Source organism: Candidatus Chloroploca sp. Khr17 (assembly GCF_004138165.1).
GTDB lineage: Bacteria > Chloroflexota > Chloroflexia > Chloroflexales > Chloroflexaceae > Chloroploca.
This window is the reverse complement of the sequence record NZ_RYFF01000012.1, coordinates 36344-58760: the sequence shown is the minus strand read 5'-3', so window position 1 is coordinate 58760 and position 22417 is coordinate 36344. Positions and strand designations below refer to the sequence as shown.

The window sequence follows — 22417 nt, the reverse complement described above, 5'->3', positions numbered from 1 at the left end:
TTGCGCCAGCACAAGCGAGATGCGAGGAGAACGACGTATGTGTGGTATTGTCGGCTACATCGGTTCACGTTCGGCAACAGAAGTTATCATTGGTGGCTTGCAGCGGCTTGAATATAGAGGGTATGACTCGGCAGGCATCGCGATTTATGATGCCGAAGCCGGGCTGCAATTGCGTCGCAGTGTGGGCAAGCTCAGCAATTTGGTTGCCCGTGTCGCCCACGAGCCAGCCGTCGGTACCATTGGCTTGGGCCATACGCGCTGGGCCACCCACGGCGGTGTAACCGAGACGAATGCCCATCCCCATCGTGATGCCAGTGGCTCAATTGTTGTCATCCAGAATGGCATCGTCGAAAATTATCTCGAACTCAAGTCGCGCTTACTCGAACAGGGCGTACATTTCCAGTCGCAGACCGATACCGAGGTCATTGCCCATCTGCTCGCGTATCACTATCAACGCGAAGGCTCGCTTGCCCCGGCCCTCCGCCAGACGATGCTTGAACTGCGTGGTGGCAATGCCGTCGTGGCCTTCTGCAAGCACGAGCCGGATCGTTTTGTTGCTGCGCGTCTGGGCAATGCTGGCGGGGTTGTGCTCGGTTCGGCCCAGGGTGAGCATTTTGTGGCTTCTGATGTCCCGGCGATTCTTGACTATACCCGTGACCTGATCTTTCTTGAAGATCGCGACCTGGCCGTGGTCAGTCGCGAGGGCATTGCGCTTAGTCGGTTAGATGGGAGCCAGGTGACCCGTCCGACCGTGACGGTTCCCTGGGATCCCATTGCCGCCGCCCGTGGCGACTATAAGCATTTTATGGAGAAAGAGATCCACGAGCAGCCGCGTGCGCTGGTGGATGTGTTGCGTGGGCGGATCGATCACGAGGCTGGCCGCGTTGATTTAGAGGATCTCCGCCTCGGTGACGCCGATCTGCGGCGCGTTGAGCGCATTTACATCACCGCTTGTGGCACGGCATGGCACGCTGGTCTCGTCGCCAAGTTTATGATCGAGCGCCTTGCCCGGGTGCGGGTCGAGGTGGATTATGCGAGCGAGTTTCGTTACCGCGAGCCGGTGCTGGGCAAAGACTCCTTGCTGCTGACTTTTACGCAGAGTGGCGAGACGGTGGATACCCTTGCCGCGATGGAGCAAGCGCGTGACCAGGGGGTGCCGAGCGTGGCGATTGTCAATGCGATTGGGAGCCAGGCGGCGCGGGTTGCCGACGGTGGCCCTATCTATCTGCATGCCGGCCCAGAGATCGGGGTTGCTTCGACCAAAGCCTTTACCTCGATGCTGGTCTCGGCCTATCTCTTTGCCTTGCGTCTGGCCCAGGCCTGCGGCACCATGACGCCCGATCAGATCCGCCCGCACCTGCAAGCCCTGGTTGAGCTACCGGGCAAGGCGGCCACGATCATCGAGCGGGTGATCCCCCAGTGCCAAGAACTGACGGAACACTACCACCGTGCCTCGAATGCACTCTTCCTTGGGCGACAACAGAACTATCCAATTGCGCTTGAGGGCGCCCTCAAGCTCAAAGAGATTAGCTACATTCATGCCGAAGGGTATCCGGCTGGCGAGATGAAGCACGGCCCGATTGCCCTGATCGACGAAGATCTGCCAGTCGTTTGTATTGCGCCACGCGATGAGATCTATCCCAAAATGGTCAGCAATATCGAGCAGGTGCAGGCGCGCCATGGCCAGGTGATTGCCATTATCACCGATGGTGACGATTTCTTGCCGACCAGAGCGCGTCACGTGCTTAGCGTCCCGCTGACGATCCCATTGCTCCAGCCGGTCTTGACCGCAATCCCACTGCAAATCTTTGCCTACACCATGGCTGTACGGCGCGGATGCGACGTTGATCAACCGCGGAACCTCGCCAAGAGTGTGACGGTTGAATAGAGCGGAATCTCAGCAAACAAAGATGCGGTATCCTATCACCAGGATACCGCGTTATGAAATGGAGCGGGAGACGAGACTCGAACTCGCGACAGCCTGCTTGGGAAGCAGGTACTCTACCAACTGAGTTACTCCCGCACTTCGGATGAAAGTATAGCACCCGCTGCTACGCTTGTCAATATTTCAATATCTTTGCTCCCTAAAAACCAGCGTAGCTGGCTTTTGGGGAGCAAAGATACTCATGCCATCAGACGGTAGCCGACCCCCCACTCGGTGAGGAGCAAGCGGGGCTTGCGCGGATCCTGTTCAAGCTTGCGGCGCAGATGCCAGATATAGACCTTGAGATAATCGTTGTCGCGGCTAAATTCCTGACCCCAGACTGCTCTGAGCAGGGTCTCGTGATCGACCACCGCCCCGGCTTTTTCTGCCAGAATGATCAGCAGATGGTATTCGGTTGGCGTCAAATCAATCAGTTCACCGCGCACCATCACTTCACGCGCCTGCTGGTCAATGGTGATCTCCCCTTTGCCGGCGGTGAGTGGGCGGTACGAAGGGGGGACACGGCGCAAGAGGGCGCGGATCCGGGCGGCCAGTTCGTCAACGTCAAAGGGCTTGGCCAGATAATCATCGGCCCCATGATCCAGCCCGGTAATGATATCGTTGCTCTGCACCTTGGCGGTCAGCATCAGAATCGGCAACTGGGAAAATTGCCGAATCCGGCGACAGGCTTCCAGCCCATCCATTTCAGGCATCATGAGATCGAGCAGAATCATATCGGGACGATGCTCGCGTACAGTGGTGATGCACTCTACACCATTGGTTGCGGTCAGGACTTTGAAACCCTCGTATTCCAGATTGATCCGGATCAAATCTCGCAGGTTCTGGTCATCGTCAACAACGAGGATTGTACGCTTTTCCATGCGCTACCCCTGCTATTATGGCGTCTCAAGGGCTGACGCTTCCCCTTTGAGCTCGGTAAAACGACTAACAATGTCGTTATACTTTAGCTCACTGATATGGACATAACGAATCTGCCCCTCGGGATCGATAAAGAAACTAGTTGGCAAGGGAAAGACGCGATAGGCATTGGTGATGTCACCTTCAAGATCGAGCACAATAGGGAACGTCACCCCATATTGATCAAGAAAAGCCTGAACATCATCGGTATCCTGTCCCTGGCTCAATTCATCGCGCGTCAGGTTGACGCCGATGACCGCAAACCCCTGATCGCTAAGGTCGTTATGGGCGGCCTGCAAGGCGGGCAGTTCACGTTTGCATGGCTCACACCAAGTTCCCCAGAAGTTGAGCAGAACAACCTTGCCACGATACGCTTCCAGGTTGAGCGTGCTTCCGTCGAGCGTTGGTGCAGCGAAGCTAGGGGCGGCTCGCCGCATTTCTGCCATCGCCTGGGTCTCGGGTTGGCTTTCACCACCGGTCACGATCCAGATCGTTGTCACAAGAATGATCGCTGCCAGGACACCGGTGATCGCAAAGCCGATTTCGCGTGGGGTTAGCCCCCGGCGATCCCCACTAGCGGTGGGTTGCTTCATCTGGAGGCTTGCGTCGTAGGCCTGGCGCCGCTGCGGGTCACTCAAAACCCGATAGGCGCGTTCAAGTTCAGCGCTGCGTTCGGTTGCGACTTTGACCAGTTCAGGATCAAGTTCGGAAACCCGTTCAGGGCTATACCGTTCGCGTTGACGCGCATACGCTTTGGCAATTGTGTCGTCACTTGCCCCTGGCTCGATACCCAGAAGCGTATAATATGTGACCATATCATCTACTCCGCTTATCATTGTAGCATGAGCTTTTATCTTTTTGAACCCCTGCCTTATGGTCTTTCGGGCGATTGCATCTTCTTGCCGTGGCCGTAAACGGCGCGGCTGCTGGGCAGCAAAGGCCACCTTCGTGGCCTGATCCAGTCGGCGAAGGCCGACTTCGTCCACCATAGCCGAGGCGTTTACGCCAACGGTCTGGCCGCAGGGGGGCATTCTGATGCTTTGACGGCACGGAAGAACAGAAGATGCCAATTGCCCTATGAGGCGGGGTAAAACTGGCGCTTCGTGAGGGCACCCCGCCAGCATCCCCCTCACGAAGCGCCATGTCTGAGGCCTACACCCGCCCTAACTTCCTATTTCCTATTTCCTATTTCCTAACGGCTGTATTCCTGGATCAACTGGCGCGCCTGAAAGACGAGGTTTGGCTCCGCGTCGGGCGTCACGACCAGCATCTGCCATTGGGCAAGGGCTTCGGTGATCTGTGGCGGCTCGTTGAAGGCATAACAGATGCCGGCACTGAGCAAGGCGCGCCCTTCGCTTGCATCAAGCTCAAGTGCTTTTTTGGCATGCGCAAGGCCTTGCTCGACATAACTCATGTCGCTGATATCTTGCCCATAGTAGCAGAAGCTAGCGGCCATATCGGCATAGGCCAGCGCACTCTGCGGGTCAAGTTCAGCCGCTTTGGCATAAGCATCGGCAGCCTCAAGCCAGCGCGGGAGGCGTTCAATATAGACCTGGCGTGCGGTGGGGTCGCCTCGTGCGAGCCGTTCGCGTACGACGACCACGCTGTCATACAGGGCATTGCCGAGTTCGATCCACGCATTGAAATTATCGGGCACCCGTTCGGCAACCTGGCGTGCCGCCACAACCTGCCCCTCGAACTGGGCAATGACCGTGTCGAGGCTAGGGGTCGCTTCGGCTGTTGGTGTCGTCAAACTCTCAAAGCCTTGCGGCCCTGCTGCCGGGGCAAGCGCGTTATTCGAGTTGAGCAAGGTGATCACGAGCGTTGTCATCACAATGCCAAACGTCGCCAGGCCGACGATCAATGCGGGGACAACCCAAACCGGTAGCCCGCCTGCACCACGCTTGGTCGGGCGGCCTTTCTGGGACTGGGCAGACCGTGATGCACGGCCTTTGGGCTGAGCGTCGAAGCCTTCGGGTCGTTCACGACGCCCTGCCGGAGGCAAAGGACGATAGTCAATGGCATCGTCATCGTCATCGCCTTCGGGCAATTCATGCTGACGCTGCGTGCGTTCGTGATCATAGGCCTCGCGTCGTTGTGGATCGCGCAAAACAGCGTAAGCTTGTTCGATCTCGTTGCGTCGCTGACGTGCTAGGGCCTGAATCTCATCGGCAGCCGCTTCAAGTTTGGCCGGATCATACCGCTCTCGTAGACGAAGATAGGCTGCCTCGATGGCCTCAGGCTCGGCTTTGGGGTGGACTTGCAGAGTCTCGTAGTAATCTTGCATTGATCTCTATGGCAAGGCAATACCTTGCGACTGGTTTCTTTTCACGTCCTTCTGCTGAGGCAGGCTGCCAACGTGTGCGACAAGCGTGCCTCAGCAAAAGCTCTCCACCTATTTGCCAACGCCACGTGAACCCAGACGCGGGGTCCAACTCGGGAGGCCTTTGGGCAGGCGTACGCGTACACCCGCGAGCATTGCGCTCCCTTCGAGGTACCGGCGCACCAGGGCGATGAAGCCACCGACAATGCTCATAATCACTCCCACCCACACCAGCACGACGAGGGGCTTGACGCTGACCGCAATCACCCCCTTGGCGGGAATAACGGGCAGATTTTCGAGCCCGGTGCCGCTTCCTTCAAGCAAGATGCGGCGCGAGGCAGGGTCAAGCGATACGACGGTTAACGACGCGCCGCCTGGCAATTCGGCAGGTACATAAATCAGTTCTTGCTCGGCAGTCGTTGGATTGACCGCAACACGGACATATGGCTCAACCTCAAGTTGCTCACCTTCATAGAGCACCGTCAACTGTGCGCCAACCTGCATATTGCCGGTACCACTGGACATTGCGGCGGTATCAAGATTAAACCCGTTGAACGTGACGATATACGGGCCAATACTGGTTGTTTCACCCTGACCGAGAACCGGACGGCTTGCATCACGTTCGGGATCATAGCCGGCTGGCGACACATAGAGGTCGTGCCAGAAGAAGCTATGGATTGATGGCTGCGTTGTTGTCAGGCCCATCTGCTGATTCTCATAGAGATAGGGCCGCGCAGTAAAGGTACGGGTGCCATCACTGACACTGAAATCGAGCACGCCATGCTGCTCTTCATCAAGCTGATAGCCATTGAAGATAAATTCGTACCCAAAGAGACGGGCGCTCTCACCGGGGGCGAGGCTCAAGCGAGTTTCGGGCGTGGCATAGGCACTCGAGCCAATCATGCCGATTGCCATCACCGCAAAACCCATGTGGGCGAGATAGCCACCGATGCGCAACCAACCGCCTTTCAGCGTCCGCAGCAGCATCACCAGGTTGGTTCCGATTGCAAAGGTCGCCCCCGAAACATAGAAGAGCGACAACAGATCGCGGACATCAATGAACATAGCGACAATTGCGGCAAGCACCGCCGCCACGGCAGGCCAGCGCAGCGCACGTAAGAGATTGCGCATGTTGCTATCACGCCACCCCATCAACGGGCCGAGGGTCATCAACACAATGATGACCAGCCCGAGGGGCGGGGTTGTCTGCTGATAGAAACTTGGAGCGAGGCTAAAGCGCCCATCCTCAAAGGGCTGTGCTTGTGGATTCATCAGCGTGCCATCATCAATCTCGAAAGTTGCCCCCATCCAGCCCTGCAGCGTATGGCCGACCCCAGGAATAGCCGAGATCACTGGCATTGATGTACCGGTGCTAATCACAAGGGCCACGAGCAGGAACGAGAGAATGGCAAGCACAAAGAAGCTATCACGCGAAAAGAATTTGTCGCTTAGCGGGTTGGCAGGAATATCGCGCCACCGCCAGAAGAAGAGCGCGATGGAACCAACGGCAAGCAACACCAGAAACGCCACCAGACCCTCAAAGATGCCCTCGGCGACAAACGAATGCACTGAGAAGTTGGCATAGACCCCGCTGCGGGTAAGGAACGTTGCATAAAAGACCGTCACATAGACCGTGAGCGCCAGCGCGAGATTGGTCTTCCGCAGGCCACCGTGGCTGCGTTGCTGCACCATGCCGTGCATCAAGGCGGTGAGAATGATCCAGGGCACGAGCGACGAATTCTCGACGGGATCCCAGCCCCAATAGCCCCCCCAACCGAGGGTCTCGTAGGCCCAGTAGCCACCGAGCAAGAGCGCCAGGCCAAGAAACGACCACGCCCCGATCACCCACGGCAGCGCCCGGGTAACCCAGGTATCATAATCGCGGCGCACTAGGGCCCCCACCGCAAACGCAAACGGGATCATACTGAGGGCATACCCGATAAAGAGCACGGGCGGGTGAATAATCATCCAGAAATTGTGGAGCAACGGATTGAGCCCGCGCCCATCAGCGGGGGTCAGCGCCAGCCCTGTGGTAGCATCAAGCAAGGGCTTGAATGGATTGAGGATCAGTACAAAGATCAGCAAACCGGCCTGGATCGCCTGAATGACCAAGAGCGTATAGGGCTCAAAATGTTTCGAACGACGTACCAGCAGCGCAGCGGCAATGGCCCCCCAGAGAATCCAGATCAAGAAACTGCCTGGTTGCCCGGCCCAACTGGCGGCAACGGTGAAAAAGAAATTGAGGTCAAGCGAACTATAGTTGTTGACATACTCGATATCGAAACGGCGGGCCACAAAGAGCGTGATCAACAGGCTATAGACCATAACAACGCCAGCCAGGGATGCATAGACCCCAAAGCGTCCATAGGTCAGCGCAAGCCGATTGCCCCGAATGACCAGGGCATAACTCACCACCGTCAGCAGGGCCATTGCTAGTGACATGACAAGCAAAAATGTGCCGAGAAGATACATACGGATCTTTCCAGATCTCAGAAGAGATAATGCCTACTGTTCCTGATATTTCGAAGGGCACTTGACCAGCAGTTGCTCGGACATAAAAGCCTGCTCAGCCGGGTCGTACTGTCCAATCGCAACAATGCTAATGGCGTGCTCGAAATTGGATGGACGTGGCTCCTGCGAGATGACCTTGAGCAACTTGCCGTGCTCATCCTGAATCAGGAAGGTAAAACGTCCCTGCTCATCATACTCACCCGTACTCCCCAGAAAACCCGAGAGTTGCACGCTGCGGGTGGCCGCAACCGCTTCATCAATGCTCTGGGTATAGGAACGGAAGCCATTCTGGAAGCCAAAGATACCATAGATGATGGCAAGCACAATAATGCCGAGACCCGCAATGTGGAGGGGCTTCAGTTCAAAACCACGCCGAGCAACGTGCGTCATTGATGTGGTAGACATAACCGATCCTTACTGTTCAACAATCTCATGTTCGGGCGAACTAACACGTTTCACGGTTGCCCGTGGTGCCCTGGAGGAGGGTTGTTCCCGCTGGCGTTCACGTTCCAGTTCACGTCGAAGCATACGTGCCTGGGCATCAATGCGCCAGAGATAGGCAAAGATACCGAGCCAGACCGACAGGGCCACCGCCATCGCAACATAGATGGCAATCCCAGCCTCTAAAAAGGCTTCAGGGTTCATACACGACCTCCATCACGCTGAGCCAGAGCCCACTGAAGCCCCAGCAGATCGGCGCGTAGATTGAGCATCCAGACAAAGAGCGCCGTAAAACCGGCAATCGAGGCGAGAAACGTAAAGAGGGTGATCTGATTATCGAGCAAGCCGGTTCCAGGGGCTTCGATATTCAACAACCCACTGTTTATTGAAGGATCGACATATTCAAGGCCCAGTTGATACCGGAGGCCAGGAAACTCGGGGCGATCGGCCATGGTGCCGGTTGCCAGATTGAAACTGGGTCGCAGCGTTGTCTCACCACTCAAACCGGGCTCACTGACGATCACCTCGGCAGTCACCAGATCGCCTTCGCGTTCCATCCCGATCAACTGGATCTTGCGGTCGCCGAGCAAGCCGATCATGCCCACATCGAGGCTAATGCCATCGCAGGTACTGCCCTGGATAAAGACACAGTTAGGATGCAGGGTGCTATCAGCGATGCGGGGGGCGACAAAGATCAAGAAGGGTACGGTGACAAAGGCAAAGAGTGAATAGGCCGCACTGAGTTGGCGACGGCGTTGCACATCATCAATGGCGGCGCGCAGCGCAAAGAGTGCGGCGTAGATTAGCAAGAGCACAAAAATAGAGGTCTGGCGTGGATCCCAGTTCCAGTAGATGCCCCAGACGACCTGCGAAAAGATCATGCCGGTCACCGTTGCGAGGGCGGTAAAGAGAAAGCCCCCCTCGGCGGCGGCGACGGCATAATCATCATAGGTAGGCTTGCGCTTCCAGAGGTAGAGACCACTAAAGATAGCCGAGATGGCAAACGCCAGCACACTGACCCAGGCGGTTGGCACATGCATAATGATAATGCGCCCCGCATTGCCCAACCCCTCGTACTGAGGAATCACCAGAAACATCACGATGGTCACGCCAGCCATCCAGAGCCCGATGAGCAGTTTGCCGACCTGGGCCATCTGCTGCACCATAGATGTACCTTTCCAGAACCAGACATGTGTCATGCTGCGACATACCAGAGGTATGCATTGTCACATTTCCGCTCAAAGGACATTATATCCACAAGAGGGTCATGTTCGCCAACATTGTAGCATGTTCCACAGGTCATGAATGAGACATGTATCACATACAATGGTATCGTTGTGAGATTAAAACCATCCTCTACGCTTCCCAGACAAAGCGAAAGAGTAGCAATGATGCGACGAACATGGCGACGCTGTAGGCGATCAGGAATTGCAGGGCAGGCAAGGCAGGTAACCAGCCACCTTCGGCAAGCGTCGCAGCGGTGCCTTGAATGGCGATGATCAGCGGAGGCACAAGGAGGGGAAAGGCAAGCACAGCAAAGAGCGCATTCTTGAAACTGGCCCGCGTGATAATAGCCGCAAGGATCGTGGTGGAAGTCGCAAGACTGAGGCCACCTGCGGCGAGCATGCCGAGAAAGGCCAGGGGACTCCCGACTTGGACGCGCACAAGCACGATGAAGAGCAGGCTCGTGATGAGGCCAAGCAGGGCAAGCAGGGCGAGATTGAGCAAGAATTTGCCCAGGTAGACGGCAAGCGCTGGTGCGGCAAGCCGCAAGGCCGCGAGGGTGCGCGTCTCCTCTTCGTGAACAAAGCCCCGCGACAGGCCACTGATGGCCGCAAAGAGCAGCGCAATCCAGAGGAGCGAGGCCTGGATCAGGAGAGCCTCTTCGGTGCGCCGTAACCCGATAAACGTCGTCCCGATGCTCACCATCATAGCGGTACAGGCCGCAAAGAGAACCATCGCATTGATGGCATAACGGGTGCGCAGTTCGATCCGCAGATCTTTGACAAAGACCGCCCATGCTGCCTGCAAGAGGTCAACGATACGCTGTTGCGCTACTGGTTGCTGGGTGGTCAACGTCAGACCAGGATCTTGTTCGGTACTTGAATGCCCGGCCATCAGGTGCCCCCAAACTCTAACACAAGATCGCCGTAGCGCAGTTCGCGGGGGTCATTGGTGGCAATGACCACAATGCCGTGGCGGCGCTGGGCCTTGATCACAGTGTCAACCACCTCGGCCCCGCGTTCATCAAGCGTGACGGTTGGCTCATCAAGCAAGAGCACGGGTGGTTGGTGGATCAGGGCATAGGCATAGCGCATGCGTTGGGTCATCCCCGATGAATAGGCCGCGAGGCGGTCATCGCTGCGCCCGGCAAGCCCAACCCGGGCGAGCACCTCATCGATAGCCTGATCATCAAGGCTGATCCGGCGTACGGCAGCGAAAAAGCGCAAGTTCTCGCGGGCGGTGAGATCCCGATAGAGCATCAGATCGGGGGCCACCCAGCCAATGAGGTGCCCGGCATCACGCGGGTCAAAGGCCTCATTGCCGACCAGATAGGTGATCTGGCCGGCATCGGCCCGTTGCAAGCCGGCCAGCAGGCGCAAAAAGGTACTCTTGCCACTGCCGTTCTGTCCGCTGACCACCATCGTTTCGCCCGCGCACAACTCGACCGACACCTCGGCAAAGACATCGCGGGCACCATAGCTGGCGGCAACTTCTTCAACTATTAGTCGAATGTCCACACAGGGATTGTAGCACAAGTAGGCCAGTTCATTCTCACATCAAAGGCCAGCGAAGCTGGCCTTTGACGTGAGATTTGTATTGGGATCCACCGCCAGGTGCTAGCGAGCGATTGCTTGGTGTTCGGTGCGCAAGCCCTGCCAGATGCGGTCAGGGCTCGGCGACTTTCCCGCAGTGAGGAAGCGGAGCAGGACTTCGTTGAACTGTTCGGCTTCGTCGAGGAAGGGGAAGTGGCGACTATGTGGCATTGCGAGCACTTCGGCCATCGGATTGTGCGCAAAGAGCTTGAGTTGATTCGGGTTCACGATATCGTCACGTTTGCCGTGGATGATCAAGGCTGGCACCCGCAGGCGTTCGAGCTCAGGGCTGAGGTCGGTGCGCCACATCGAACTGATGGCGTAGCGCATCGTATCGGCATCAGATTTGATACTATCATCAACCATTTCGCCTACGGCAAACTGGTGTGTTTGCCCGAGGAAAAAGCGAAAGAGTCTGCGGCGTACCCAGGGCAACCGGGCGGCCGCATCGGCGAAGAGGGGGCGATCGGTCAATTTGAGCAACCAGGCCAGTGAATTGCCATCAATTGGTGCGCCAACCGTAGTCACGCGCAGAATGCGTTCGGGATGGTTCAGTGCGGTCTTGAGGGCCACCATTCCGCCCATTGAATGGCCCACCAGCATCACGCGTTCAATCCCCAGTTCATCGAGAAACCGGATCACCTGATCGGCATAGGCCTGAATGCTTGCCTGGGTCTGTTTGCGGCGCGAGTCGCCGAACCCCCAGAAATCAAAGGAGTAGGTGCGAAACTGTTCGGCCATCACTTCCATCGTGGGGAACCAGTAGCGCCAACTGCCGAGCCAGCCATGGAGAAAGAGCACAGGTTGCCCCCGGCCCAGGACTTCATAGTGGACGACTTGGTTATCAATGACGATGATGCTCATGACGTTCTAACCTTGCTTAGTCGGCGCTGCTGCCTGCATGCGAGCGTAGGCTGCCGAGATCGTTGTCGCGTTCAGTCACCGAGGCGCGTAGCCGCCACTGGAGGGTGGTAATATCATCAGAAATTGAACGCAGTTGGGCCATTTCTTGTTCGAGTTCGGTGAGTAACTGATGGGCCTGGTGCCCGATTCTCGCGTTGGGGTGCAGATCCGAGAGTGCGCCCACCCGTTCCTGGATGGCAGCAAGCAAACCCATCAGATTGGCCCACGCTTCATTGTCTTGCAATTGGGCATTGCGTTGACGGACACTGCGATGCTCAAGCCACTGCTGAATCTGGAGTTGCAGGGTCCCGATCCGCTCTTCAAGGACGTGCAGCACCTCTTGATCGGCCAGCACCGTAATCCGCTGATCGGCCTCGGCGGGCACGGTGATCAGGGTCTGCTCGAGTTGATCTTGCAGGTGGGCGATCGAGGTGGTCAATTGCGACTGGCGGCGCGCGACCGCCTCTTGCTCTTCGAGCAGATCAGTCAGCATCGTGCGCAGGGCCGCCGCCTCACGGGCGTTCCGTTGCGCCTGTTGTTGTAACAAATGGGGAACAAACCAGAGCATCAACATCAACAGGGTGATGATTGCGATGCTGAGGGTTACAAACAGAGCTTGCATGAGCGTGCCTCCTCAATCCTCTCTTTAGTATAAAAACGTTAAGCACGCTTAATCCAGAGCATTCCATGACAGCAGGATTACAGCTTGAGGTCGCAGGGCGCGAACGGCAGTTACGCTGGCGTTCGCGCCCTGCGACCGCTCAATGGTTTATTATTCGAGGGTTGCGTAGATGACGCGTTCGTGGCTGGCGAGGTCGCGGTGGAGGCTGAGGCTGGCCTGGGGGAAGGCGTTGCGGATCAGGTCGCTGACGATCTGGCTTTGCCATGCGCCAATTTCGAGCAGGATGGCGCCGTTGGGGCGCAGGTAGGGCGGTGCTGCAGCAAGGAGGCGGCGATAGACATCGGCCCCATCGGTTCCGCCGCCGTCGAGGGCCAAGTGGGGTTCGTGATCCCGGACATTGGCGTCTACCTCGGTGAGGATGGTGTAGGGTGGGTTACTGACGAGGAGATCAACCGGGGTCGGTAAGGGTTCGAGCAGATCGCCCTGGAGCAGGATGATGCGTTCGCTGAGTTGGTGTGCGCGCACGTTGCGGGCGGCTACGGTCAGCGCTTCGGCTGAGACATCGGTGGCGTAAATTAGGGCGTCAGGCAGATGTTGTGCGAGCGCTACGGCGATGGCGCCGGTACCGGTGCCAATGTCGGCGATGGTCAGCGGTGTGGCACGGCGGCGTCGGCGCGCTTCGCTGAGGACGAGATCAACGAGCAGTTCGGTTTCGGGCCGTGGGACGAGGGTGTGTTCGTTGACAAAGAGATCGATGCCATAGAATTCTTTGTGCCCTACGAGATAGGCTACGGGGATCTGGGTCGCCCGCTGCGCAACAAGGCTGGCAAAAGCGGTACATTCGGCGGGCGATGGCGCGTAGTCACGTTCGGCAAGCAGTTGCGCCCGCGGCCAGGCGAGCACGTGCGCCAGCAGGATCTGCGCATCGAGGCGTGCCGTTGGGCTGAATGGTTCAAGTTGGGCCTGAGCCTGCCGGAGCAGGCTCAGGACGGTCATAGGCTGCGCTTTCATTGACTAATCAATGCGGCGTTCGGTGAAATCACTGCCATCGAAGGAGAGCAAGCGCTTTTTGTCGTCGATGATAGTCTCGAGGTGGATCGGGCGTGTCCAGATGCGATGCAGGTTGCGCATCGTATCCCGCGCATAGTCCATCTTCAGATCGACGCCTTCGTGACGATGGCGAAGATAGAGCTCGCCCCGGTTGTTGTAGTTGCCGTCTTCGACGATGATCGAGGGCTGCCCGAAGTTGGTGAGACGGAAGAGCAACTTCTCTTTGATCTCGCGGAATTCGCGTGAGGCGATTTCGTAGAGATCGGTGTCTCGGTTGTAGCGGAAGGTAAAGAGCTTGTTTTCGATGACAAATTCGGGGGTGAGAAATTCGTCGATGAAAGTGACGTCGTTATAGAGCTTGCGCACCTCGAAGATCTTCTGGCGACCGAGGCCAAGCCCACGATCCCAGGTGCGTTTGGCGGCAAGGTCGTCGCATTCATCGTATTCTTTGCCGAACTTGCCTTTATTCCAGCGATCTTCGATATCGCGCAGCAGTTCGAGGCCCACTTTGTAGGGGTTGAGCCGTCCTCCGCTGGTTGCGACGACCCCGCTATGGAGATCGGCGAACGAGATGATTTCAGAGGCGTCGGCAACGTGCTGGGTCATGATCGTCGAGTGCCAATAGCTATTGTGGTTGATCAGACCTTGCGCGGCATACCGATGCGTGACTTCCACCGAGATGTCGTAGACATCGGCGCGGCCAGGCGCAAGCGTGACCACGGTATCTGTCCAGGGTGCGGGGGCAAGCGTAGGCTGACTGGCGAGGATGTTCTGCAGCGCCTGCGTTTTGGCGGGTTGGGCAAAGCCAATCTGGTCGGCAAACGTGCGGAGCGAGGCCCCCGTGATGCTGATCTGCCAGGTGCCATCAGGCTGTTGCTGGTTGTTGCTGAGGAGGCCAAAGTTGAGCAAGAGCAGTTGCACATGCTGGCTAAAGGTCGCCTCCCTGGTGAAGAGCACGGCGCCCTGCGGCGAGACATCCCCGTTGGCGTCATAGAGACCCCGCAGGAAACTGGCGACCACCGGCTTTGGCGAGCACATGATCGAGGCGGGGATCACCTGTGCAGCAACAACCTGGTGCAGCGTGGGCGCGGCTTCACCCCCCTCGAGCACGATCTGCCACTGCGCGCCATCATCGTGGGTAACCAACGCAACATCGGGGCACTGCGCTGCATACGCAAGCAGCGTCTGGACGCAGGCCACGTCACGGGTTGTCACCGTCAGTGGCGCGACGAGCGTGGTTAGCGGCACCTGCCAACGGGTATGCTTCGACGCGGCGAAGAGCGGCTCGTCGTCGGCCTCGTCAACTGAAGCGACCTTGAGATGCAGCTTGTGGTTGGCGAGATAACCCAGCAACGCCGCGAGCGGCTCATCGAGCACAGCAGGTGAAGCAGGACTGAGGCGGGCATACGTCGAAGCCCAGAGACCCTGACCGCCGGCGAGTTGCACCTGGTCACCGGGTTGGAGTTGATCGAGGCGCCGCCACGCGCCATCGGCGAGCCGCACACGATGGTTGACCGAGCCTTCGAGTTGGAAGCCGCGGTTGGTGGTCAATTTGATCGTCGGATAATCAGCAAAGGTAGCCCAATCGTAGATCCGTTGGGGTTGACTGCCATCGGCGGTGCGCAGCGACAACTGACGCTGCACCACCTCGGCGAGGGGCAGCAACCCCTCTTCGGTAAAGAGCAACGCCGTACCGGTGAGGCAGGCCCAGCCCTCATTGAGGATCTTGGTCATGCCCTGGGGCGCGAAATAGTAAGCCTCATCGCGAACAATCTCGAGCACCGTATGTTGCCAGCGCTCGAGGGGCGCATAATTCATGAGAAAGAGCAGGATATCGCGCTGCGGATTTTCAGGAAAGCGACGCTGTTTCGCGCGTTCCGTATCGAGTTTCTTGCGCTGATCTTCGAGGTACTCGGGGGGATTGATATACCCGCGCATATACTCACGGTCAACCTTGAGACCCTCGACCAGATCAGGTTCATCCTCACCGACAATCGGGCGATGGGTCTGGGCTTCAGGGCGGCGGATATAGGGCGAATGGTAATCGATCAGATTCTCGAGCGAGAGACAGGTATCAATAAAACTCTCAACGAGATCATAGCCCACGCGGTCAATAATGCGCTGGATACGGGTTGCGTGATTTGCCATCGCATCAAGCATCTTGCGATTGGTATGGGCAAACCACATATTATGTTTGAAGAAATCGACGTGGCCGGTCACGTGGGCCATGACCATCTTCTGGGTGACATCCTCATTGCCTTCGAGCAGATAGGCATAGGAAGGATTGGTATTGATCACCATCTCATAGATTGTCGAGCCGGCCCAGACATGGCCCTTGAGCAACTGGTCAAAATCCATGCCAAAGCGCCAGTGGGGATAGCGGGTAGGAAAGCCGCCGAAGGCCGCAGTCTCATAGAGGGTGCGATAATCGAGCACCTCATAGAGGATCGGGAAGAAATCGAGCCCATACGCACGGGCGATGGCTTCGATCTCTTGGCGAGCCGTCTCGAGTTGGGTTGGCAGACGTGTACTCTTCATAAGCTATCTATCACGCAAGGAAATCACTTGCCTTTACCGAGAAAATCCTTAATTGTATCGTAGACATCATCACGTTCAGTAATTTCAGAGATCACAATGCGCTCGTCGTTACTCAGATACTCTTCGAGATCGTGGGCAAAGCGGCCAGAGCCATAGAGCGACCGCACCTGCCCATAGCAGAAGAGATTGGCCTTGGGCAGCAGCTCCTTCTTGAGCAACTCAACGCACTCGCGGGTATCGCCGCCGCCCCAGTTATCGCCATCAGAGAAATGGAAGGGATAGATATTCCATTCATTGGCGGGATAGCGCTCATCGATCAAGCGATTACAGAGCTTATAGGCTGACGAAATCTTGGTACCACCGCCCTCGCGGATATGGTAGAACGTTTCCTGGTCAACCTCTTTTGCGGCGGCATCGTGGACAATATAGCGAATATCGATCTCTTTATACTGTGAGCGGAGCCACGTTTCGATCCAGAAGGCCGTAATGCGCACAAGTTCCTTCTGTTCGGAGCCCATCGAGCCCGAGACATCCATCATATAGATGATCACCGCATTGCTTTCGGGGATCATCACCTCTTTCCACGAGCGATAGCGCATATCATCGCGGATCGGCACCACGATCGGATCAACGCTATCATACTCACCAGACGAGATCTGGCGGCGGAGGGCTTCGCGGTACGTTCGTTTGAAATGGCGCAGCGAATTAGGGCCAGTACGGCGGATCCCGCTATACTTATCCTTTTCGCTAATCAGATTCTTCTGGCCTTTGGGCTGAATATTGGGCAACTGCAACTCTTCGCCGAGGATTGCGGCGAGCTCCTCGAGCGGCACATCGACCTCGAGCACGTGCTGCCCAGGCTCAGAGCCGGCCTCACCCTGGCCCTGCTGGGGATCGCCCTGCCCGATAGGATCGCCGACATCGCCCTCACCCTGGCCGACCCCGCCGCCCTGTTTGGCCCCATAGCGAAACTGGGGCAAATCAATCTGGGGCACAGGAATCGAGACATAGCGCTTGCCCTGACGGCCGATCATCTCGCCGTGGGACATATACTTGCGCAGATCCTGCTTGATTTTCCCCCGGACAATCTGACGAAAACGTCCGAGGTCACGGTCAACACGTTTCATTGACATAGGCGTACTGATGGGAGGCAGAACGACCAGCATAGTGGTTGTTCTGCCTGCTATGCGTGAGACACGATATGCACGCTGGCTCAGCGAGAGCAGTCCTATCTGGGTTATAGACCGCAGGGCCGACTTATGGCTTTTAAGAATTACATCAGGTCGTGCCGACTTCAGTCGGCTTCCGGCTCAGCCGACTGAAGTCGGCACGACCATAGACCCGATGGACGATTGAATATTCATGAGCCGGCTAAAGCCGGCACTCCTCAGACACACGTCGTCTAGGACTGCTCTCGCTCACCTCACTAAGCTTGCGTTAATAGTTTCCGCGGGTATCGCCACGGGCGAAAATCGAGGCCACATAGTTCAGGACATCGGTTGCACTCTGGTCATTATAGCCAAAGTCACGCACGAGGCGAGCCTTGACGACATCGATCTTCTCTTGCGTATCTTTATCGATCACCCGTGAGACAAGCGACGTAAGCTTGATACTATCCTTTTGATCCTCAAAGAGCTTGAGTTCAAGGGCCTTATGGAGGCGCTCGTTGGTACGATAATCGAAGGTCTTGCCCTCGATCGCCAGGGCACCGATATAATTCATAATTTCGCGGCGGAAATCGTCCTTGCGCGAATCGGGAATATCGATCTTCTCCTCGATACTGCGCATCAGGCGCTCATCGGGCTCTTCATACTGACCGGTATAGCGATTACGCACCTTTTCGCGCTGCGTATAGGCCTTAATATTGTCAATATAGTTGCCACAGAGCCGTTTGATCGCCTCTTCGTCGGCGGAGATCGCCCGTTGCACCTCATTCTTCACGATTTCGGTATACTCTTCGCGGACGAGAGCGAGCAGATCGCGATAGTGCTTGCGGTCATCTTCCGAGCTAATCAGGGCGTGATTCTTGAGTCCGCCCTCGAGTTCATTAATTACCATAAAGGGATTGATATAGCCCTCTTCCTGATTGCTCACGAGCGCATTCGAGATTTTATCCTGGATATAGCGGGCCGAAATGCCTTCCATGCCCTCACGGATCGCCTCTTTGCGCAACTCCTTGATATTATCCTCGGTAAAACCGGGGAGGGACTTGCCGTTATAGAGCTTAAGCTTTTGCAAGAGCGTCAGATTGGGCTTTTTCGGCTCTTCGAGGCGGGTCAGCACGGCCCACATCGCGGCGACTTCAAGCGTATGGGGGGCGATATGAACCCGCACCTTCTTCTTATTGAAATCGCGCTCGTAGATGCGCACCTCATCGCGGAGGCGGGTGACATAGGGAATATCAATGCGCACCGTGCGATCCTTGAGCGCCTCCATGAACTCATTATTTTCGAGGCGGCGATACTCGGGCTCATTGGTATGGCCGATAATCACCTCATCAATATCGGTCTGGGCAAACTTCTTGGACTTAATGCGATGTTCCTGCGAAGCACCGAGCAGGTCATAGAGAAACGCCACATCGAGCTTGAGCATCTCGACGAACTCGATAATGCCGCGGTTGGCGATATTGAACTCACCGTCGAAATTGAACGCACGGGGATCAGAATCGGAGCCATAGAGCGCGATTTTGCGATAATTGATATCGCCGGTGAGCTCGGTCGAGTCCTGATTCTTCTCATCCTTGGGTTGGAAGGTGCCGATGCCAACGCGATCCTGCTCGCTAAAGACAAGGCGGCGCACGCGGATATGGCGCACAACCTTGATCCAATCGCCATCATAGCGGCGCATCAACTCACGGAAATGAAAGCGACAGACGGGGCAGAGATCGCCCGAGATACGGACATGCTCCTCACTTGGGCGGCCCTCATTCATCCGAGCGAGGAAGGCCTCGCGGTGATCAAGTGGAATGAGGTGGAGGGGCTCCTCGTGCATCGGGCACTTTTCCCACTCGGCCTCGGGCACCTGGCGAAAATCGAAACTCGCGTGGTCTTCGATCGTCCCGAGGTACCAATCGTAGGTAAAGAGGACACCATCATCGGTCTTGGAATAGTGTTCAAGGCCCTTCTTGATGCGGCGAACGATGGTTGACTTGGATGAACCGACGGGGCCGTGGAGCAAGAGCACCCGCTTTTCGGTTCCATAGCCTTTGGCGGCACCCTTAAAGAAATTGACCAGCCGCATCAACGGAATCTCGAGGCCATAGATTGAATCATCGCCATCAAAGGTTTCATCAGAGAAGAACCGATAGCGAATCAAGCGTTTTTTGGCATCAATAAAATCCTCGGTGCCATAGGACATAATCATATCGTAGATGCGTTGGAACGCATTACGGGTTACACGTGGTTCCTGGGCGACAAGATCCAGATACTCGCCAAAGCTCCCACGCCAATTCAGTTGTTGGAACTGCTTGCGATCCTGGATTTCGCCAAGAAATTCCATCAGCGAGCTACCGGTCACGGTTGTCATCGGTTATTCCTCCTGCTCAAGGCCCTTGTTCCCTTGTAATCCAGGCGTAGAGAGTGCCGCAACGGTCGTTACCCAGACGATCATCCGCCTGAGGAGAGCGTTGGGGCAAACTCATGGCGCACGCCGTCGGCCTGGCGTCGGATCCTCGTGGAGCCAGCGGGCAGTTATGCTAACGTGCAGGGCATGCGATCTGCGCTGAGCGATCTCGCGGGTACAGTGGTGGCGGGTAGCAGGGAGTACGTCTACGTAGTCCCTGTGCGACATCGCTATACAGCTTTCGATCTCTGGGAGTCTAAAAAGAGGAGATCCTGATTGGTCAGGTATTAGCATTATAACAACGCGCTAGAGGCGCGTCAAGGATAGTTTGGGCTGTTTCTTGCGTGGTTTGTCACAACATTCAGAAATATTTGTGCGACAATTGGCTCGTCATCTTGTTGAACATAGGTGCGACTATAACTCCCGTGGGCGCAGCAGCGATGGCAGGCGCCGTTTGCCGATGGGTGGGCTATTGCGCTGCTGCGCCCCTACTTCCGTCGCGGGGGTGGGTGGTGTGTGCGCTGCTGCCGTGGGCGCAGCAGCGATGGCAGGCGCCGTTTGCCGATGGGTGGGCTATTGCGCTGCTGCGCCCTTCGTCGCGCCGAGGAAACATGCCAGGTGTGCGCCGCCGCGATCCGTGGGGGAACGGAGCGGTGTCCCGGCGCACACCTGGCATGTTTGAAGGTGCAGAATCCTCGCTCTCGCTGCTTGACAGGTTGTGCATGGATATGGTAGCATACAGCCCGTTGGGTGATTAGCTCAGTTGGTTAGAGCGCCACGTTGACATCGTGGAGGTCAGTGGTTCAAATCCACTATCACCCACCAACGCTCTTTCTTTTGCAAGCACCGCCACATGGGGCGGGCTTTTTGTTTCCTGGCACGCACGGGTGCCGCTGTCGAGTGAGGCGACCTATGCGGGTCTTGCTTACCGGGTTGACTGGTCCTGTTGGGAGTTTCCTCGCCGATTATCTGCTGACACTCCCTGCAGTTGAGGTTCATGCTTTTAAGCGCTGGCGCAGCGATGCTCGTCCTATTGCCCATCTGCTTGAGCGGGTGACGATCCACGAGGGTGATATCGAGGATCCGTTTGCCATCGATCGTGCTATTGCCAAGGCTGCTCCCGCGCGCATCTTTCACCTCGCTGCCCAGAGTTATCCCAGTGCTTCGTGGGAGGCACCGATTCATACGTTGCGGGTCAATGTTGAGGGGACGGTCAATCTGCTCGAGGCAGTGCGCCGTCATGTGCCCACGGCGCGGGTGCATATCGCGGGGACGAGCGCCCAGTATGGCACGGTAGCGCCCGAGGCTATCCCTATTGGTGAGACGCACCCGATGCGTCCTGGTAGCCCGTATGGGGTGAGCAAGGTGGCGGCTGAGTTGACGGGGCTGCAATACCACGACAACTTTGGGTTGCACGTGGTGGTCACGCGTTCGTTCAATCATGTTGGGCCGCGCCAGGGCGACCGTTGTTCGATCCAGACCTTCTGTCGGCAAATGGCGGCGATTGAGCTTGGCCTGCAAGAGCCGATCCTGCGGGTGGGCAATCTTGAGCCGCGCCGCGATTTTACGCATACCCGCGATGTCGCCCGTGCGCTCTGGCTGTTGCTTGAGCATGGACAACCCGGTGAAGTCTATAATCTCTGTTCGGGGCAGGCGACGCGCATTGGCGACATTGTGCAGATGGTCGTAGAGCGCGGGCGGGTTCCGGTGGAGGTGCAGGTTGACCCGGCGCGGCTGCGCCCGAGCGATGAACCGATCCTGCGTGGTGATAACGGCAAACTGTGTGCGGCAACGGGTTGGCAACCCACCATTGGGATGGTCGAAATTGTCGAGGAATTGCTTGCCTACTGGCGCACGGAGTTGGCGCGGTGAGCGAGGAAGTTCTACCCGGAGCGCGGGGAACGCTCTTTCTGGTGGCGACGCCGATTGGCAACCTTGAGGATATCACGCTCAGGGCCTTGCGAATCTTGCGTGAGGTGCGCCTGATTGCTGCCGAAGATACGCGGCATAGCCGTACCCTGCTCGATCATTATCAGATCAGCACGTCCTGCATCTCGTATCACGAACATAACAAACTGGCTCGGCTTGAGACGATCCTTGAAGCCTTGAGTCTGGGCAATGTTGCGCTTATTTCTGATGCGGGAACCCCGGCCATTTCCGATCCGGGCTTTGAGTTGGTACAGGCGTGCCTGGCTGCCGGCTACACGATTGTGCCCATTCCGGGGCCGAGTGCGCCGATTGCGGCACTGGTTGCCTCGGGGTTAGCGACGCAACGCTTTGCGTTCCTTGGTTTTTTGCCCCGGCGCAGTGCCGAGCGGCGCACGCTTTTTGCGGATATGGCTGAGTTAACGGTGACCCTGATCTGCTTTGAAGCGCCGCACCGATTGCTCGACAGCCTGGCCGATATGCAGGCGGTTTTTGGTGACCGGACGATCGTTGTGGCGAAAGATCTGACCAAGCGGTTTGAAGATCTGCGGCGCGGCACAGCGAGCGACCTGATCAGCCATTTCAGCACCCAGCGTCCGCGGGGCGAATACACGCTCGTGATCGAGGGACGCCCCCCTGGTGAACACAAACGCGACCGCAACCGCCTCCAGGCGAGCACCCATACCGGCGAACCGCCAACGGAAGCCGAGATCGCCGGACGGCTGCGCCTCCTACGCGACCAGGGCTTCAGTGGGAGCAGTGCGGCCCGTGCGGTTGCCCGCGAACTGGGCCTGCAAAAGAGTGTAGTGTATGAGGTCTGGCTGAGCCTTGGGGCTGGGGAGTAGCCTGGGTACGCGGGCGGGACGCCCGCGTACCCAGGAATG

General features: G+C 57.2%; 18 protein-coding genes and 2 tRNA genes. 4 read left to right on the top strand and 16 right to left on the bottom strand.

The window, feature by feature from the left end; genetic code table 11:
• The first annotated feature begins 37 nt into the window (after positions 1–37).
• Positions 38–1888, top strand: coding sequence for a glutamine--fructose-6-phosphate transaminase (isomerizing) (gene glmS, locus EKD05_RS09590; RefSeq protein ID WP_129672214.1), 1851 nt, complete (start codon positions 38–40; stop codon positions 1886–1888).
• A 59-nt stretch (positions 1889–1947) separates the two neighbouring features.
• Here glmS and EKD05_RS09585 read toward each other — a convergent pair.
• From EKD05_RS09585 to EKD05_RS09500, 16 genes are all read right to left on the bottom strand, one after another.
• Positions 1948–2023, bottom strand: a tRNA-Gly gene (locus tag EKD05_RS09585).
• A 101-nt stretch (positions 2024–2124) separates the two neighbouring features.
• Entirely contained in the window at positions 2125–2805 is a 681-nt protein-coding gene (locus EKD05_RS09580) for a response regulator transcription factor (protein WP_129672213.1), read from the bottom strand.
• A gap of 15 nt (positions 2806–2820) precedes the next feature.
• The gene (locus tag EKD05_RS09575; protein WP_129672212.1) at positions 2821–3657 is read right to left on the bottom strand and encodes a redoxin domain-containing protein; all 837 of its coding nucleotides are present in this window, start codon (positions 3655–3657) and stop codon (positions 2821–2823) included.
• A gap of 377 nt (positions 3658–4034) precedes the next feature.
• Complete coding sequence (locus tag EKD05_RS09570) at positions 4035–5129, bottom strand: DnaJ domain-containing protein (protein WP_129672211.1); 1095 nt, start codon at positions 5127–5129, stop codon at positions 4035–4037.
• 108 nt (positions 5130–5237) lie between these two features.
• The gene (locus EKD05_RS09565; protein WP_129672210.1) at positions 5238–7637 is read right to left on the bottom strand and encodes a heme lyase CcmF/NrfE family subunit; all 2400 of its coding nucleotides are present in this window, start codon (positions 7635–7637) and stop codon (positions 5238–5240) included.
• Positions 7638–7670: 33 nt separating this feature from the next.
• Complete coding sequence (locus tag EKD05_RS09560; protein WP_129672209.1) at positions 7671–8081, bottom strand: cytochrome c maturation protein CcmE; 411 nt, start codon at positions 8079–8081, stop codon at positions 7671–7673.
• A 9-nt stretch (positions 8082–8090) separates the two neighbouring features.
• Positions 8091–8321, bottom strand: coding sequence for a CcmD family protein (locus tag EKD05_RS09555; RefSeq protein WP_129672208.1), 231 nt, complete (start codon positions 8319–8321; stop codon positions 8091–8093).
• On the bottom strand, positions 8318–9283 hold the full coding sequence (locus EKD05_RS09550; protein ID WP_129672207.1) for a cytochrome c biogenesis protein: 966 nt from the start codon (positions 9281–9283) through the stop codon (positions 8318–8320). The genes EKD05_RS09555 and EKD05_RS09550 overlap by 4 nt, the downstream gene beginning before the upstream one ends.
• A 190-nt stretch (positions 9284–9473) precedes the next feature.
• Positions 9474–10235: a heme exporter protein CcmB gene (locus tag EKD05_RS09545; RefSeq protein ID WP_129672206.1), complete on the bottom strand. Its 762-nt coding sequence runs from the start codon at positions 10233–10235 to the stop codon at positions 9474–9476.
• Complete coding sequence (gene ccmA / locus EKD05_RS09540; RefSeq protein ID WP_240695711.1) at positions 10235–10858, bottom strand: heme ABC exporter ATP-binding protein CcmA; 624 nt, start codon at positions 10856–10858, stop codon at positions 10235–10237. Before ccmA ends, EKD05_RS09545 begins: the two co-directional genes overlap by 1 nt.
• Before the next feature lie 99 nt (positions 10859–10957).
• Positions 10958–11797, bottom strand: coding sequence for an alpha/beta fold hydrolase (locus EKD05_RS09535; protein WP_129672205.1), 840 nt, complete (start codon positions 11795–11797; stop codon positions 10958–10960).
• A gap of 16 nt (positions 11798–11813) precedes the next feature.
• Entirely contained in the window at positions 11814–12458 is a 645-nt protein-coding gene (locus EKD05_RS09530; protein ID WP_129672204.1) for a hypothetical protein, read from the bottom strand.
• 150 nt (positions 12459–12608) lie between these two features.
• Positions 12609–13454, bottom strand: a complete 846-nt coding sequence (prmC, locus tag EKD05_RS09525; RefSeq protein WP_129672203.1) for a peptide chain release factor N(5)-glutamine methyltransferase — start codon at positions 13452–13454, stop codon at positions 12609–12611.
• Positions 13455–13472: 18 nt separating this feature from the next.
• On the bottom strand, positions 13473–16046 hold the full coding sequence (locus EKD05_RS26680) for a SpoVR family protein (protein WP_240695710.1): 2574 nt from the start codon (positions 16044–16046) through the stop codon (positions 13473–13475).
• Positions 16047–16069: 23 nt separating this feature from the next.
• Entirely contained in the window at positions 16070–17179 is a 1110-nt protein-coding gene (locus EKD05_RS09505; RefSeq protein WP_129672202.1) for a DUF444 family protein, read from the bottom strand.
• Between the two features lie 304 nt (positions 17180–17483).
• Complete coding sequence (locus EKD05_RS09500) at positions 17484–19544, bottom strand: PrkA family serine protein kinase (protein ID WP_370374895.1); 2061 nt, start codon at positions 19542–19544, stop codon at positions 17484–17486.
• Positions 19545–20355: 811 nt separating this feature from the next.
• On the opposite strand from EKD05_RS09500, the gene EKD05_RS09495 reads away from it, so the two are divergent.
• From EKD05_RS09495 to rsmI, 3 genes are all read left to right on the top strand, one after another.
• A tRNA-Val gene (locus tag EKD05_RS09495) sits at positions 20356–20432 on the top strand.
• An 87-nt stretch (positions 20433–20519) separates the two neighbouring features.
• Positions 20520–21479 carry a GDP-mannose 4,6-dehydratase gene (locus EKD05_RS09490; protein WP_129672200.1) on the top strand — a complete coding sequence of 320 codons (960 nt, stop codon included), beginning with the start codon at positions 20520–20522 and terminating at the stop codon, positions 21477–21479.
• Entirely contained in the window at positions 21476–22378 is a 903-nt protein-coding gene (gene rsmI / locus EKD05_RS09485; RefSeq protein ID WP_129672199.1) for a 16S rRNA (cytidine(1402)-2'-O)-methyltransferase, read from the top strand. Before EKD05_RS09490 ends, rsmI begins: the two co-directional genes overlap by 4 nt.
• Positions 22379–22417 lie beyond the last annotated feature (39 nt).